The 15,145-nt window shown below is 66.7% G+C and carries 12 protein-coding genes; 8 read left to right on the top strand and 4 right to left on the bottom strand.

From position 1 onward, the window contains the following. The 4 genes from AC1HIY_RS10825 to AC1HIY_RS10810 all read left to right on the top strand — a co-directional run. A partial coding sequence (locus tag AC1HIY_RS10825; protein WP_479576751.1) for a FecR family protein occupies positions 1-801 on the top strand: 801 nt, incomplete at its 5' end. 64 nt (positions 802-865) lie between these two features. Next, the gene (locus tag AC1HIY_RS10820) at positions 866-3,631 is read left to right on the top strand and encodes a carboxypeptidase-like regulatory domain-containing protein (protein ID WP_479576750.1); all 2,766 of its coding nucleotides are present in this window, start codon (positions 866-868) and stop codon (positions 3,629-3,631) included. 223 nt (positions 3,632-3,854) lie between these two features. Further along, entirely contained in the window at positions 3,855-6,443 is a 2,589-nt protein-coding gene (locus tag AC1HIY_RS10815; protein WP_479576749.1) for a CHRD domain-containing protein, read from the top strand. A 187-nt stretch (positions 6,444-6,630) separates the two neighbouring features. Then, positions 6,631-8,046 (top strand): multiheme c-type cytochrome, encoded by a 1,416-nt coding sequence (locus AC1HIY_RS10810; RefSeq protein ID WP_479576748.1) that lies wholly within the window; start codon positions 6,631-6,633, stop codon positions 8,044-8,046. Between the two features lie 12 nt (positions 8,047-8,058). Here the strand turns inward: AC1HIY_RS10810 and AC1HIY_RS10805 are convergent, their stop codons facing one another. Next, positions 8,059-9,552 carry a M20/M25/M40 family metallo-hydrolase gene (locus AC1HIY_RS10805; RefSeq protein ID WP_479576747.1) on the bottom strand — a complete coding sequence of 498 codons (1,494 nt, stop codon included), beginning with the start codon at positions 9,550-9,552 and terminating at the stop codon, positions 8,059-8,061. Between the two features lie 175 nt (positions 9,553-9,727). On the opposite strand from AC1HIY_RS10805, the gene AC1HIY_RS10800 reads away from it, so the two are divergent. Further along, entirely contained in the window at positions 9,728-10,177 is a 450-nt protein-coding gene (locus AC1HIY_RS10800; RefSeq protein ID WP_479576746.1) for a MarR family winged helix-turn-helix transcriptional regulator, read from the top strand. 92 nt (positions 10,178-10,269) lie between these two features. Then, positions 10,270-10,683: a DoxX family protein gene (locus tag AC1HIY_RS10795; protein WP_479576745.1), complete on the top strand. Its 414-nt coding sequence runs from the start codon at positions 10,270-10,272 to the stop codon at positions 10,681-10,683. A gap of 170 nt (positions 10,684-10,853) precedes the next feature. Here the strand turns inward: AC1HIY_RS10795 and AC1HIY_RS10790 are convergent, their stop codons facing one another. Then, positions 10,854-11,249, bottom strand: a complete 396-nt coding sequence (locus AC1HIY_RS10790; protein WP_479576744.1) for a hypothetical protein — start codon at positions 11,247-11,249, stop codon at positions 10,854-10,856. A 323-nt stretch (positions 11,250-11,572) separates the two neighbouring features. On the opposite strand from AC1HIY_RS10790, the gene AC1HIY_RS10785 reads away from it, so the two are divergent. Next, positions 11,573-12,334: a peptidoglycan-binding domain-containing protein gene (locus AC1HIY_RS10785; protein ID WP_479576743.1), complete on the top strand. Its 762-nt coding sequence runs from the start codon at positions 11,573-11,575 to the stop codon at positions 12,332-12,334. Here AC1HIY_RS10785 and AC1HIY_RS10780 read toward each other — a convergent pair. Then, positions 12,325-12,960, bottom strand: coding sequence for a transposase (locus AC1HIY_RS10780; RefSeq protein ID WP_479576742.1), 636 nt, complete (start codon positions 12,958-12,960; stop codon positions 12,325-12,327). The genes AC1HIY_RS10785 and AC1HIY_RS10780 overlap by 10 nt on opposite strands. 39 nt (positions 12,961-12,999) lie before the next feature. Further along, positions 13,000-14,034 carry an extracellular solute-binding protein gene (locus AC1HIY_RS10775; RefSeq protein WP_479576741.1) on the bottom strand — a complete coding sequence of 345 codons (1,035 nt, stop codon included), beginning with the start codon at positions 14,032-14,034 and terminating at the stop codon, positions 13,000-13,002. Between the two features lie 578 nt (positions 14,035-14,612). Between AC1HIY_RS10775 and AC1HIY_RS10770 the strand changes: the two genes are divergently transcribed. Further along, positions 14,613-14,927, top strand: a complete 315-nt coding sequence (locus AC1HIY_RS10770; RefSeq protein WP_479576740.1) for a hypothetical protein — start codon at positions 14,613-14,615, stop codon at positions 14,925-14,927. The last annotated feature ends 218 nt before the right edge of the window (positions 14,928-15,145 follow it).

Raw genomic sequence — 15,145 nt, 5'->3', positions numbered from 1 at the left:
CCTCGACGCCGGGCCGACCGCCGGGCGCGACGGCCCGGCCGTCTTCGCCCGGCCCTCCTCGCGCCCGCCGCCGTGATCGTCCTGCTGACGCTCGCCTTCGGGTGGTGGCGCCGTCCGGTGACGATCGTCGCGCCGCCGGGCGCCCAGCGCACCGCGACCCTCCCCGACGGCTCGACGGTGCAGCTCAACAGCGCCTCCCGCCTCCGCTACGCGCGGGGCTTCCGGGCCTGGCCCTTCGCCGGGACCGAGCGCCGGACGACGCTCGAAGGCGAAGCGTTCTTCGACGTGGCGCACGACGGGCGCGCGTTCGTCGTCGAGACGTTCAATGCGCGGGTGGAGGTGCTCGGCACGCGGTTCAACGTGCGGGCGCGGCGCGAGCCGGTCGGCGCCGAGACGCGCGTGCTGCTCGCCTCCGGCCGCGTCCGCGTGATCGACTCGAAGCGACCCGGGCGCGCGATCCTGCTCTCCGAAGCCGGGCAGGCCGCCCGCGTCACGGCGCAGCCTTCGGCGAAGGCCCCTCCCGCGCCGAGGGTCGTAGACCTCGAACGGGCGCTGGCCTGGCGAAACCGGGGCTTCACCGCCGTCGAGGAGCCGCTCTCGGCCATCCTCGCCGAGATGGAACGCCGGTACGCGCTCACGCTCGAAGCCGAACCGGGGATCCCCCTGACCGACTCGCTGACCCTGTTTTACATGCGCCCCGTCTCGGCGGAGGAGGTGCTTCACGACATCTGTCTGGCGGAGAACTGCCGGTATCGGGAGACGAGCCGGGGCTTCGTCCTCTTCTCCCCCGACGCGCCGTGAGCCGCCCCGGGCCGCTTGCACGCGGGGCGGCGCGTTTCCCCTTCCGGCCTTCCCATACCATGCCATGCGGGCACGACCGGCTTTCCTCTTTCTGATCCTCCTCCTCGGCGCGGCCGGGCCTCCGGCGGTCCGCGGCCAGGAGGCCGGCGCCGCGGTGTACACGCTCGTGCTTCGGGGCGCGCGCCTGCAGGAAGGCCTCGAAGCGTTCGTCCGCCTCACCCGCGTCGACCTCGTCTATACGTCCGAGCTGGTGGCGGGCAAACGGGTCTATTGCGAGGGCCGGGAGCTGCCCGTCGAGGGGCTGTTGCGCTGCCTCCTCACCGGCTCCGGGCTCGACTACGTCCGCTCGTCCTCGGGCGCATACGTTCTGATCGACGCGCGGCGCGCTCCGGCCCGCTACGGCGACCTCACCGGCAGCGTCATCGACGGCGAGACGGGGGCGCCGCTGCCTTTCGCCAACGTGCTTCTGGCCGACGCTTCCGCCGGCACGACGACGAACGAGGCCGGGCTCTTCAGCTTCGCTTCGCTCGTCTCGGGCCTGCACCGTGTGATCGTCACGTACGTGGGATACGAGCCGAAGCTGGACAGCGTATGGATCGCGCCGGAGGCCCACGAACGGGTGCGGATCGCGCTCCGCCCACAGCCGGCCATGATGAAACCCATCGTGATCGACGGACCGGCGCAGCGGCTGCCGTCGAGCGACCTCGGGCTCGGCATGATGACCGGGAGCGGGCTGAGCGCCGTCGCCTTCGCCGGGGCCTCCGACGTGGTGCGGGGGGCGCGGCGGCTCGCCGGCGTCTCGGCGCAACAACCCCTGGCGGACCTGCATATCCAGGGCGGCGGCGCGGGCGAACACCTGACCCTGCTCGACGGCATGCCCGTCCGCAACCCCGTCAGCCTGGGACGACACCTCGGCGCGTTCAGCCCGCTCGCGCTCGAACGGCTGACCGTGCACAAAGCCGGCTTCGGCGCAGAGTTCGGCAGCCACCTCTCCGGCCTCGTCTCCCTTGCCCATGACGTGGGCGAGGTGAACCGCGTGGCGCTGACGGTCGATCCGGTGAGCCTCAACGGCAAGCTCCAGCGCCGCTTCACGCTTCCGGGTCGTCGGCGGGCTTCCGTGATGATCGCCGCGCGTTCGAGCCTGTGGGGGGTGTACCGGGATCCCGGCGTCGATGAACTGCTGCGGCGGTGGAACGCCGTCGATCCCCGGCTCGCCTCGATCTGGATTCAGGAGCCGGTCAACACGTCCACGTTCACCGTGTCCCGCCGTCGCCCCGAGGTGGCTTTCTCCGACGTCCACGCGGCGGCCCGGCTTCGCCTGAGTCCGTTCCACCTCCTCGACGCCTCTTTCTACCGCGCGCGCAACCGGGTGCGCTCGGAACTGGCGGCAGTGAACGCCCTCCCGCTCACGCCCGAGGACCACGTCATGCTCACCCGCGACGCGTACGACTGGGCAAACTGGGTGGGGCAGGTCCGGGACACCTGGCTGCTCGGAGCGCGTTCGGTCGCCACCGTCCAGGGAGGCCTGAGCCGGCACGCCTCGCAGTACGGCTATCATGCTCAGAACGCGCCCACGGGAGCTTCGGGGGACCCGGAGGCGGTGACGCAAACCATCGCGCGGCTCGCGCAGAAGCTCGACGCCAGTTTCGGGTCGTACGAGCATCACGAGATCCGCGAGCTTTCCCTGCGGGCCACGCTGAACCACAGCCTCTCCCCGCAGCGGCATCTGGAAGCCGGGGTCGCGGTTCACCACGCCGACAGCCGCCTTCAGCTGGGCAACCAGTTCATCGTACCCTTCGTCTACACAGGCGCGGCGTGGGAACTGGGCGGCTACCTGAAGGGCGTCTTCACGCCCGGCCTGCGCACGACCCTGGAGCCGAGCCTCCGCCTGACGTACCTCCCGCTCCGGCGCGTCGTCTATGCCGAGCCGCGCCTGACGCTGCGGTATGACCGGGCTTCGAGCCGGATCGGGGCGTACGCCCTGCGCGCGGCGGCGGGCCTCTACCGGCAGTACGTCAACCAGTTCGAGTTGACCAGCTCCGGCCCCACGGCGGCGGTCCCCTCGATCCTCTTCTGGCTCCCGCTCGACCGCGCCACCGCGCCGCCGCGCGTCTATCACCTGGCGGCGGACGCCCTCTTCATGCCCGGCGAGCGCTGGTCGCTGGGTCTGGAGGGCTATTACAAATGGCAGCCGCGCCTGCTCACCCTCGACTACGCGGCCCTGCTCGCGCTTCGCTCCGACGACCCCTCACAGCCGATCCGCCTGCCGCAGTCCGCCTTCGTCGCGGCGGGGCGGGGCCATGCCTGGGGTGGAAGCGTGCGCCTCCACCGCGCCGCGCGTCGGCTCTCCGCCACGGCCACGTACAGCTTCAGCCACGCCGTGCGAAGCTATCCCGGGCGCTTCGACGACCGCCTCGTCGACACCCCGTGGAACCTCCCACACCGCCTTGCCTTCGACGTCGAGGTCCCGCTCGCCGCCGGCCTCTCGGCGCACGCCAACGGCGAGGGCGCATGGGGACAGCGGTGGGCGCTCCGCCAGGCCTACTACGACTACCTCTCCCTCCGGGAGACCCTCTTCGACGCCCGCCCGTACGACCTCGACCGTCCCGACGGGCACACCCGGCCCGCCTACTTCCGCCTCGACGTCGGCCTTGCCTTCACGCATGCCTGGCGCGGCGCTGCGCTGCGCCTGCAAGCCTACCTCGTCAACGCGCTCAACCGCCGGAACGTGTACGACTGGAGCCTCGAGGACGCCTCCGACGGCGTCGGCGTCGTCGCCCGCGTGCTGCCCGGTCGCTACCCCGTCTTCTCTCTGCGCTTCGATTACTGACCGAAGCCCGCCCCTCTCGCGCGTCCTCCGCCCGTTTTTTTCCCGAACGCCGGGACCGCAGTGGTCATCCCGCCCCCTTCGAGTTCTGTTCAAACAAATACTTTTGAACCCCGGCGGGCGCGAGCGCGGAGAACCGACGGTTGTGCCCCTTTCGCTCACCTTCGCACGCCCGGCCTGCCCCTTCTTTTTCTTCAGAACCCTCGATGGACGGAGGATACCCTTCATGCACCACCGACACGCACGCATCACCCTCTTGTTTTTGCTTTTGCTCATCCCGCAAGGGGTCAGGGCCCAGACGTTCGTCACAGGAAACTTTTCGGCGGCGCAACAAACCCTCGACGTGACGAGCGACGCCACGGGCACGGCGGCGCTTGCCCTCACCGACGAGGGCGTGCGCTTCCTCATCACCGTGGACGGCCTCAGCGGCGAGATCACCGCCGCCCACTTCCACCATGCGCCCGCCGGGACCGACGGCGGCGTCGTCCGCACCATCACCGACGACTTCGACGGCGCGACCGCGCGCGGCCTGTGGACCGCCGCCGACGCCGAGCCGCTCACCGACGACCTGGTGCGCGAATTGCTCGCGGGCAACCTCTACCTCAACCTCCACACCGCCGCCAACCCCGCCGGTGAGATCCGCGCGCAACTCTTCCCCACCTCGGGCGCGGCCCTGACGGCTTTCCTCACGCCCGAACAGCAGACCGCCGAAGTGACGAGCGACGCCGCCGGCACGGCTTCGCTTCAGGCGACCGATGCGGGCCTCCTCTTCTTCGTCAGCGTGGATGGTCTCAGCGGCGACGTCACGGCGGCGCACTTCCACAACGCGCCCCTCGGCGCCGACGGCGGGGTCATGCGCACCATCACCGACGACTTCGACGGCGCGACCGCCTTCGGCCTGTGGACCCCGAACGACGCCGAGCCGCTGACCGACGACGCGATGGCGGCGCTCCTCGGAAGCAATCTCTACCTCAACCTCCACACCGCCGCCAACCCCGGCGGCGAAGTGCGCGGGCAGGTCTTCCCGAGCAGCGGATGGGGCTTCACCGCCTCGCTCGACGCCTCGCAACAGCTCGCCGACGTATCGAGCGACGCCACCGGCACGGCGAGCTTCACCCTCACCGACGCCGGCCTCGTGTTCGACGTGACGGCCGAGGGCCTGAGCGGGCCCATCACGGCGGCGCACTTCCACAACGCCCCCGCGGGCGCCGACGGCGGCGTCGTCCGCACCATCACCGACGACTTCGACGGCGCGACCGCCCACGGCGTGTGGACGCCGGACGACGCCGAGCCGCTCACCGGCGAGATGATGCGCGAACTGCTCGCGGGCAACCTCTACCTCAACCTCCACACCGCCGCCAACCCGCCCGGCGAGATCCGTGGACAGGTCACGCTCGACGGCGGCGACCATTTCACGGGCGCCTTCTCCGCCGCACAACAGACCGCCGACGTGTCGAGCGACGCCGCCGGCACGGCTTCGCTGAGCCTCACAAGCGACGGACTCGCCTTCGACATCACCCTCGACGGCCTGAGCGGGCCCATCACGGCGGCGCACTTCCACAACGCCCCCGCGGGCGCCGACGGCGGCGTCGTCCGCACCATCACCGACGACTTCGACGGCGCGACCGCCCACGGCGTGTGGACCGCCGCCGACGCCGAGCCGCTCACCGGCGAGATGATGCGCGAACTGCTCGCGGGCAACCTCTACCTCAACATCCACACCGCCGCCAACCCCGGCGGAGAGATCCGCGCGCAGGTCATCCCCGCGAGCGGAACGGCCCTCGCGGCGACCCTGACGCCGGAACAGCTCTCGGCGCTCCCGACCGGCGCGGCAAGAGGCACGGCTGCGCTCACGCTCACCGATGCCGGGCTCGCCTTCCATCTCACCGTCGAGGGCCTGAGCGGGCCCATCACGGCGGCGCACTTCCACAACGCCCCGATGGGCGACGACGGCGGCGTCGTGCGCACCATCACCGGCGAACTCGACGGCAACTCGGCGGTCGGTGTGTGGACGCCGGACGACGGCGAGCCGCTGACCGAAGAACTGATGCGCGAACTGCTCGCGGGCAACCTCTACCTCAACATCCACACCGCCGCCAACCCCGGCGGTGAGACGCGCGGGCAGGTGCGCCTGAGCGGCGGCGTCGGTGCGGCGGTGAGCCTCGACCCGGGGCAGGGGACGCAGGCGACCTCGAGCGAGGCGAGGGGCAGCGCGGCGCTCACACTCACCGATGCCGGGCTCGTCTTCAGCCTCACCATCGAAGGCCTGAGCGGGCCTCTCACGGCGGCCCACCTCCACAACGCCCCGATGGGCCAGGACGGCCCCGTCGTACGCACGATCACCGATGCGTTTGACGGAAGCACGGCCCACGACGTGTGGACCGACGACGACGCCGAACCCCTCACGGTCGACCTCATGAACGAGTTGCTCGCCGGAAACGTGTACTTCAACGTCCACACCGCCGCCAGCCCGGCAGGCGAGGTGCGGGGGCAAATCCTCCCGAACGCCGTCGTCGTCACCGCTCTCGAACGGCTCGACGACGCGCTGCCGGAAACGTATCGCCTTTCGCAGAACTACCCCAACCCGTTCAATCCCTCCACCACGATCACCTTCGAGCTTCCGCAGAGCAGCCGCGTCCGTCTCGACGTCTTCAACGTGCTCGGCGAGCGCGTGGCGACCCTCGTGGACGGGCCGCTGGCCACCGGCGCGTATGAAGTGGCGTTCGATGCTTCGGGCCTGCCCTCGGGCGCGTACCTCTATCGCCTCGACGCCGGCGGGGTCACGCGGAGCCGCCTGATGATGCTCGTCAAATAGTCTTTCCCATCGGCCTCTCAACGAAGGAGGCCGACACACCGCGATCGGCCTGGTGCGTGCAGGTCGGGCCGGTGTCCTCGTCATCCGGGGCGGCGGCGGGCTGCCCCGGATGATTTTTTTTACCCCGTTCTCCGTCGTATCATGCCCGCCGTCCACACCACCGCAGCCTCCGAACCACCGACGATCCATGGGGCTTAGAACGTATCTCTCCGGTTTGCTTTTTCTCGCGGGGTTCGCGCTCGGCGGCTGCCGCTCCGAGCCGTCCACGCCCGGCGCGGTCCCCCTTACGGAGCGGTTCGACCCCGTCGAGCAGCCGTATGCGTTCGTGCTCCCGAACCTGAAACCGGTCGCCGGGGTGGGCGGCGTTCGGGCCGAAGACTGCGGGAAATGCCACAAGGCCATCTACCGGGAATGGCAAAGCTCGACCCACGCCAATGCGCTCCGGGACATCCAGTTTCAGGCAGAGATCACGAAGAAGGATTCGCCGAAATGGCTCTGCCTCAACTGCCACATCCCGGTCCAGAACCAGCGCTCGTACATCGTCACCCATCTCGCGGACGACGACATCCTCCGCCCCGTGACCCGGCCCAATCCCCTGTTCGACCCGCGCATGCAACAAGAGGGCGTCACGTGCGCTTCCTGCCACGTGCGCCGGGACGAGACCGGCGAGAGTTACGTCATCGGGCCTTTTGAGAACCGCTACGCGCCGCATCCGGTGCGAACGGACCCCGATTTTCTGCGCTCGATCTGCCAGCGTTGCCACAACCCGCAGGGAGAAGGACTCACGCGCAACCTCGTCTGCTGGTTCGAGACGCAACAGGAGCTCGAGGCGGGGCGATCCGCTCTGCCGCCCGATCTTCGCGCCGCCGACTGCGTCACGTGTCACATGCCGGAGACGCCGCGCCGGCTGGTCGATTCCGTCGAAGTGTTTCCGAACCTTCCGTTGCGGACGAGCCACCGCCACACGTTCGTCGGAGGCGGCGTGCCGAAGTGGTACGCGCTCTACGACAGCCTGCTCGCCCGGGGCTACGCGCCCGCGCTCGGCGTCGAGGTCGGCCCGGTGCGCGGCCTTCGCCCCGGCGGCGAGGCGCGCGTGGAGATCTACCTGACGAACCGGAACGCGGGCCATCACCTCACCACGGGCGACCCGGAGCGCTTCATCCTCGTCGTCGCCGCCCTGCGCAATGCCGCCGGCGACACGCTCGCGCAGGCGCGGCTCCGCATCGGGCAGACGTGGACGTGGAACCCCGCCCGAAAGGTGGCCGACAACCGCCTCGCGCAGGGCGACACGCTGCCCTGGCCCGTGACCCTGCCGCTCCCGGAGACCCTCGAGGGCCTCCGGCTCGACGTCACCGCGTATCACGTCCGGCTGAACACGAACAATGCCCGGTACCTGATGCAGGCCGAAGGCGTGGACGAACGGCTCTTTCCCGGCGGCGCGCAGTACGTGTCCCACGCCGTGGACTATTACCCCTTCGCCTCCTTCGTCTATAAGGAAGAAATGGACCTGCGAAGCGGGGCGCGACGCGTCTATACGCTGGAGGAACTGATTGCGCTCTCGAAGGCCGAGCAGGGCAAACCGCTCGAAGCTCGGGCGTACTGACGCGCGCCGCCCTCACATCACGAGCAACGCCGAAAAAAGGTCGACGCCGTACCAGAGGTTGGCCAGGCGCAGGTTCTCGTTCGGAGCGTGCTGGTTGCTGTCGTGGTTGGCGATCGGCATCACGACGACCGGTTTTTCGAGCACCTCGGTGAAGAGATACAACGGCATCGACGCGCCGAAGGTAGGCACGAGGATGGGCGGCTCGCCGGCGGCGGCTTCCACCGCGCCCGAGATCGAGGCCACGAACGACCGGTCCATCTCCGCCCGGGCGGCGGGATAGCCTTTCTCCCGCACCACCTTCGCCAGCTTCGGATAGCGCAGCCGCGTCTCGTGGTTCGGCGTCACGCGCACGATGTGATAGCCCTGTTTTCGGATGTGCTCCTCGATGCGCTCGATGATTGACTCGGGGTCGTTCCCCCGCGCCAGCCGCATGCCGATGGAGGCCGTAGCGTGGGCCGGGATCACGTTCCGGACCGTCTCGCCGACGCTCCCGCTTTCGAGGCCGCGCACGTTCAGCGAGGGAAGCATCAGACTCTCGCTCCGGGCCAGCCCTTCGAGTCCGGTTCGCACGAGGCCGAGCTCCTGCCGCAGGTCGTCGTCATAGTCCGGCATGGCGTCGAGGGCGGCGCGCTCCTCCGTGCTCACCGGCTCGACGCCGTCGTAGAAGCCCTCGATCAGCACGTGCCCTTCCTCATCGACCATCGAGGCGAGCAGGTGCGCCAGCATGACGCCGGGCACGGGCGCCCAGTTGCCGTAGTGACCGCTGTGCACGGGCCGCACGCTGCCGTAGACCGTCACCTCCAGGCTGGCCACACCGCGCGCGCCGAAGACGACCTGCGGGCGGCGGCTCGGATGCACCGGTCCGTCGAGCATCACCCATGCGTCCACGTCGTGATACGACTCCCCGTAGTGCTTGAGGTAGCGGGGCAGGTTCGGCGAACTGCTCTCCTCCTCGCCTTCGAACAGGAATTTCAGGTTGGCCGTCGGCGCGATGTCGGCGGCATAGAGCGCGTCGAGCGCGGCGAGGAGGGCGGCGAAAGGGGCCTTCGCATCGCTGGCCGAGCGGGCATAGAGCCGCCATTCGGGATCGATGAGTTCGCCCTCGTCGGGGAAGGGGCGGGGCTGCCCGCCGGCTTCCATGGGCCGGTGATAAAGCGTCGGCTCCCACGGCGGATGCGCCCACCGCTCGGCGATGGCGGGCTGGCCGTCGTAGTGAACGTAGATGCCGAGGGTGCGCGTCGCGCCGGGCGTGCGCAACTCGCCGAAGACCACCGGCGGCGCACTCGCCACCTTGAGCAACTCCATGCGGGCGCGCCGTTTCTCAAAGGCATCCGCCAGAAAGGCCGCATTACGGCTCAACCCCTCCGCATTCGCGCTCGTGTTGGGAATAGACAACAGCGCCGCAAACTCCCGGAGGATCGACGCCCCGTGCGCGCGACGATACACCCGCGCCGCCTTCACGGCCCGTTCCACCGGCGAACCTTCCCTGCTGAATGGTGAAGACATGAGCGTTCCCTTACCCTGACGTCCAGCGGCTCCGCGTTTCCCTTCTCCCGAAGACAGACCGCTCCCACCTCGACGATTTCAAGAAACCGCGAAAGTTTTTATGTGTTGAAACATTAAATGTCATTGTACGATACAACCGTTCGTTCCCCACCCAACGCCGCTCCCGGCTCCGCTCATGCGCCTTGAAGACGAAATCAAACAGCAACGGTTCACGGATGCGTATCGAAAGCTGGTTCCGAACCTTATGTATACCGGCAGCTGGCTCCATACCTTAAACAGCCGGATGCTCAAGCCCTACGGGCTCAGCCCACAGCAGTACAACATTTTGCGGATTCTTCGGGGACAACACCCCAACCCGGCAACGGTGCAACTCATCAAGGAGCGCATGCTCGATCAGATGTCGAACGTCTCACGTCTGGTAGAGAAGCTTCGCGTGAAAGGCCTGGTCGAACGCCGCACCTGTCCTTCCGACCGCCGGGCGGTCGACGTGCTCATCACCGATGCAGGCCTCGATCTCCTGGAGAAGATCGACCGAGAGGAAGCGCAATGGTTCGAGCGGTTTCACACCCTCACGCCTGAAGAGGCGCACCGCCTCAACGAGTTGCTCGACAAGCTCCGGGGATGATTTTTTTTTGACCCTAATTAGTGTTCATACACTAATTGTCTCAACACCACATACCTGATTCCCCAACCCTTTCACACAACCTGAAAAGAGCTATGTTCAACAAAACAGCCATCACTGCAGCCCGCTACGTACTGGGACTGCTGCTCCTCATCTTCGGACTGAACGGATTTCTTCAGTTTCTTCCCATGCCTGAAATGCCGGAAGCCGCCGGCCGCTTCCTCGGCGAGATGGTGGAAACCGGCTACCTGTTTACGCTCGTCAAGCTCGTCGAGATCACCGTGGGCGCGCTGTTGCTGACGAACCGCTTCGTGCCGCTGGCGCTGGTGCTCCTTGCCCCGGTCTCCGTCAACATCGTCGCGTTCCATCTCTTCCTCGATCCGGCGGGGATTGCCGCCGGGGCCGTGGTTTTCCTGCTCAACGTCTTTCTGCTCCTGGCCTACAAGCCGGTCTATGCGCCGATGCTGAAGGCGAAGGTGGAGACGCGCCATGATACCATGATGGCCTGACCGCCGTCCGGCGGATCTCCGAGCACGAGAACCGAGACGCGGGCCTTCGCCCGAAGAGAAAAAGCCCGTCTCTTCCGGGACCCCGGCGCTTTACCGGGGCGGAAGGGACGGGCTTTTTCCGACGGAATCACCTCGTCTATCGAGGCAACCGGGAGCCTCACGCAGGGCTCCTAGCCGTTGTCATGCGCGCAACAACCGCACGGATAGAGGTTGAGCATACTCATCTTGTTCGTGCTCTTGTCGAGGCAGAAGTTGATGCGCAGGCCGTGCCTGGCAGCATCTTCAAAGCGCTCGCGGAAATCCTTGAGGTTGGAGGGCGCATAATACACCCCATCCACCTCCACGAAGTCCAGATCCTCACTGCTCGACCCATAGAAGAGGCGCGTGATGCAGCCTTTCGGCGTCAGCGTCCCCCCGATAGTGAGCGAGCCGGCTCCCACCAGCACGAGCGTGCCGCGCTGAATGGCGTCGAGTTGAGCGCGGCTGAACGAGAGGCCGGGGTTGTTCGCCAGCATGTTGACGACGACCGGAGAAGCGGTCACAGCAAAATCTTTTTGATCGGACATGATCTTTCCCTCAGTGATTGATTGGAAGAATAAATATTCGGAATACGCCCGGTGCGCACATACGAAAATCGTTTATAATCAAAAAGATATCATGATTCAGTTGGGCTATTTGGGGGGGACTCCTCCCCTTCTTCGGAGGGGTTCATCTTCCCCCTGCTCCCTTAAAAAGGACTGGGATTTCTCGCCCATTCTGTCTCTGCCGACGTGTATATTGCGCCATTCTACAGCCTTTCTTGACCGCATCGGCGGCGCACCCGTCGTCTCCGCGCAACCGCTGCGGCCCGGCTTTTCTCCCTCGATACAATAGTCCGGAGGAAACCGCTATGATCTATGGAGAGCGCGTGATGCAAAGGGGCGCAAAAGGCGAGGATGTGGAGGAACTCCAGCTGCGCCTCGCGGGCTTTCGGGGAACCGTGCCCGACGGCGACTTCGGCCCGCTGACCGAGATGCAGGTGATGACGTTTCAACGGGACGTGATGGGCCTCGCCATGCCCACCGGCATCGCCGACGGCGACACGTTGCGGGCCCTCGACGCCTTCGCCGAGGCCTTTCCGCTCGACTTCGATGCGCTCCGGTGCCCGTGCGGCGTGTGCGCGGGCTTCGGTCAGGGACGTTTCAAGGGAAGCTACCGCGCGGGACGTCCGCACGTCGAGGCTTTTCATCGGCACGAGTATCCCGGCCTTCACCGGATGCTCCTGTGGGCCGTCCGAGCCGTCTTCTTCTACCTGCCCCGATACCGCTTCCTCATCACCTCGGGCTATCGGTGCGGCATGCGCAACCGGCAGACGGGCCGCTCGAGCACCAACCATCACGGCAAGGCTATCGACATCGACGTGGCGCGGAAGCCGGACGAGGACAAACGCGACGACATGAACCGGTGCGACGAGATCCGGGGCGTCATCGTGCAGCGTTCGAACGCACAACTCGGCTGGCTCGCACCGAACATGAAGGCGCTCGAACCCGCCCGCATCGCGCCGACGTGGGTGCATTACGACGTGCGAAACTACGCCCCGAAATACCTCGAAGACCGCTTCTTCTGCACCGACGCCCACACGCTCGACCACCGCCTCCCGATTCAGGTGTGAGACGACGGCCGGGGATGATTCCGGTCCCGGTCCCACCGCGCCGGGTTGTTGGCGATGTAGGCGCGAATGCGCCGCAGGTCGGCGTCGCCCCGAACGATGTGTTCGTAATAATTGCGTTGCCAGACGGTTGCGCCGGGGGTCGCGCGGATTTCGTTGATGCGTTTGGTGGATACGGTTTTGAACGCCCCGATCAACCGCCCCAACGGTTTGCGTTTCACCACCACCGTTCCCGACGACGCGCCACCCGCCCCCGACGACGCGCCACCCGTTCCCGACGGCGCACCACCCGCCCCCGACGGCGTACCACCCGTCCCCGACGGCGCGCCACCGCCATCGTCCCCGCCACCATCGTCCCCATCAACCATGACGATGATCCCGTGCAAATGGTTGGGCATTACCACCCATGCGTCCAATGCGACGTACGGGTATTGCACCGCCAACCACGTCCACGTCTCCGCCACGATGCGTCCGGCGTCGGACAACCGCACCTCCCCGTTCACCACCTCACCGAACAAACAGGCCCGGTCCCGGGTGCACAGCGTGACGAAATACGCCCCGGCCCGCGTGTAATCGTACCCGCGCAACCGGATGGACCGGCGATGATGTCGCTCCGGATCGTAATGCATCGGATGACCTCCATTGGGGAAACCGCCCTGCCTCCGCCGTCACTCCCGCCCGTGTTCGCGTAGCCATTCCCGACCGCGTCCCTTGATGTGCTCGTCCCAATATTGCATCCACTTCGCCCCCTCCATCGTGAGGCGTTCCCAGTCGATGGGCATCGGCTTGATCTCGGCGCGGGTGATCCATTCGGGCAACCGTGAGGCGTCGAGGTCGGTGCGGACGGGGATGCGGTAGAACGCGCGCGCCTGCCGAACGAGCGCGCTGTCCGAGGTGACGAACTCGTAGAATTGCTTTGCCCGTTCGAGGTTCGGTCCGTTCTTGACGAGCGCGATGGCATCGTTGAGCACCGGGGTGCCGGAGGCGGGGATCACGAAGTCGAACGGATAGCCGTTGATCTCCGTCTGGATGTAGGTATCCGGCATGTTCCAGAGCGTCACGTCGCCTTCCTCGCGGGCGATCTTGAGGTAGAGTTGCGTCGGGTCGGCGGTGTACGTCTTCGTGTTCGCATCGAGGCGGGCGAGCCAGGCATAGCCGTCCTCGACGGTGGGCTGCCGCATGATCATCGCGCCCCAGATGGTGCGCATCGTGCTCGAGGCCAGCGGGTAGCGGACGATGATGCGATCGGCCCACACGGGGTCGAGGAGGTCGTCCCAGTCCTTCGGCGCGTCTTCGGGGGCGAGGGTGCGGCTGTTGTACATGATGACCTCGGGCGTGAGGTACGTGGCGTACCAGAAATGCTCGGGGTGATGCGCGCCTTCGGGGACGGCGTCGGCCCACGAGGGCGTGTAGGGTTCGAGCAGTCCCTCGCGGGCGGCGCGGTCGAAGGTCGGGCCGTCGCCGCCCCACCACAGGCTCGCCTGCGGGTTCTGCCGCTCGGTGCGGATGCGGTCGTACGCATCCTGCCCGCCCATGTCGATCCACTGCACGTTCACGTCCGGGTGGCGCGCCTCGAAGGCATCCTCATAGAGCGAGAGCATCTCCTTGCCGTGCGGCGAATACACGATGAGCGTCTCGCGCGCGTCGCCGGAGCATCCGGCCAGCAGCACGGCGAGACAAAACAGAGCGGTGGTTTTCAGCATGATCGTCTCCAGTGACTTTGCGCGTGGATGTGCGGCCTCGAACCTACCCAATGCGCCGCAGATTGACAAACTTGCGCATGCGCTTTTTCTGCCCGCCCCCCCGTAACGCTTCTTCACCAAAAGCACCGCTCCATTGACCAGCATATCGAAAACCCTGAACGATACTCATTGATACCGCTACTCAGATTGACACATATTTTTTAGACTTGACACATATTCTTTTTTTAAATACCGCCGTTCATATTTTTTCAATTAGCCGGAATCGTCTTATGTGGACCCTATCCAACCTGGAGCTGCGTGACGGAGCGACCCTCGCCCCCTGAGACCTTAGCGGGAATGATTGCATGCACACTACTCTGGAACGACTGGCGGCAGCACTGAACGTGCCGCTTGAACCTACCTCAGACGCCAGGCGCGACTCCCTTCGCACCACCTTACTGCGCCTGGGGATCGCGGCGGGCACATTTGTCATAGGCGCGATCAGCATTCCGCTTTTGATCGGATGGGTGCTGGACCCCTCGGTACCCTCGTCGCCTGCCTGGGCCCTGACCGGGTTCGCCATCTACGGAATCGCATGTATGGGAGCCCCATTGACGGCAGTGGCACAATCGCTCTTCTGGCGTGAGGACGTGCGCGACTTTCTGAACCGCCCGCCATCCCCCGGGCAATTAGCCGCCTGGATCAAGCGGAAGCGACGGGCGATGCTGCTCACCCCACTATGGGTATCGCCGGTCATCGTGACGGCCACCGTACTCGTCTATCCCCTTGCCCTGAAGGTGTTCGAACCCGAAATCCTTCGCCCGATACTGACCGTCATCGCCGGGTGGGGCGTGCTGGGCACGACGCTCGCCTGCCTCGCCTTCGCTCACAAGCTTCAACGCGCGCAGCAATAGGCAGCGCCGGCATACGGCAATGTGCTCAGAAATTCGACTGATCTCCGCCGGACCCTTCACCAGGAACACAGCCCGGCCATCCCCTGCGCCCCGGCGGTCCTACCCTCACCCGATGCGCCGCAGTTTGGCGAACTTTAGCATGAGCTTTTTCTGCCCGACTTCTTTGAAAAAGACGAGCGCTTTCGCCTGATCGCCCGCGCCCTCGACCGAGAGCACCT

It is taken from the genome of Rhodocaloribacter sp., from assembly GCF_056451265.1.
This window is presented reverse-complemented; position numbering and strand designations above follow the sequence as displayed.

Coding starts and splice junctions, on each gene's coding strand:
- AC1HIY_RS10820 (WP_479576750.1), top strand. CDS start 866: ATGCGGGCACGACCGGCTTTCCTCTTTCTGATCCTCCTCCTCGGCGCG.
- AC1HIY_RS10770 (WP_479576740.1), top strand. CDS start 14,613: ATGGGAGCCCCATTGACGGCAGTGGCACAATCGCTCTTCTGGCGTGAG.
- AC1HIY_RS10795 (WP_479576745.1), top strand. CDS start 10,270: ATGTTCAACAAAACAGCCATCACTGCAGCCCGCTACGTACTGGGACTG.
- AC1HIY_RS10775 (WP_479576741.1), bottom strand. CDS start 14,034: ATGCTGAAAACCACCGCTCTGTTTTGTCTCGCCGTGCTGCTGGCCGGA.
- AC1HIY_RS10780 (WP_479576742.1), bottom strand. CDS start 12,960: ATGCATTACGATCCGGAGCGACATCATCGCCGGTCCATCCGGTTGCGC.
- AC1HIY_RS10810 (WP_479576748.1), top strand. CDS start 6,631: ATGGGGCTTAGAACGTATCTCTCCGGTTTGCTTTTTCTCGCGGGGTTC.
- AC1HIY_RS10815 (WP_479576749.1), top strand. CDS start 3,855: ATGCACCACCGACACGCACGCATCACCCTCTTGTTTTTGCTTTTGCTC.
- AC1HIY_RS10785 (WP_479576743.1), top strand. CDS start 11,573: ATGATCTATGGAGAGCGCGTGATGCAAAGGGGCGCAAAAGGCGAGGAT.
- AC1HIY_RS10790 (WP_479576744.1), bottom strand. CDS start 11,249: ATGTCCGATCAAAAAGATTTTGCTGTGACCGCTTCTCCGGTCGTCGTC.
- AC1HIY_RS10800 (WP_479576746.1), top strand. CDS start 9,728: ATGCGCCTTGAAGACGAAATCAAACAGCAACGGTTCACGGATGCGTAT.
- AC1HIY_RS10805 (WP_479576747.1), bottom strand. CDS start 9,552: ATGTCTTCACCATTCAGCAGGGAAGGTTCGCCGGTGGAACGGGCCGTG.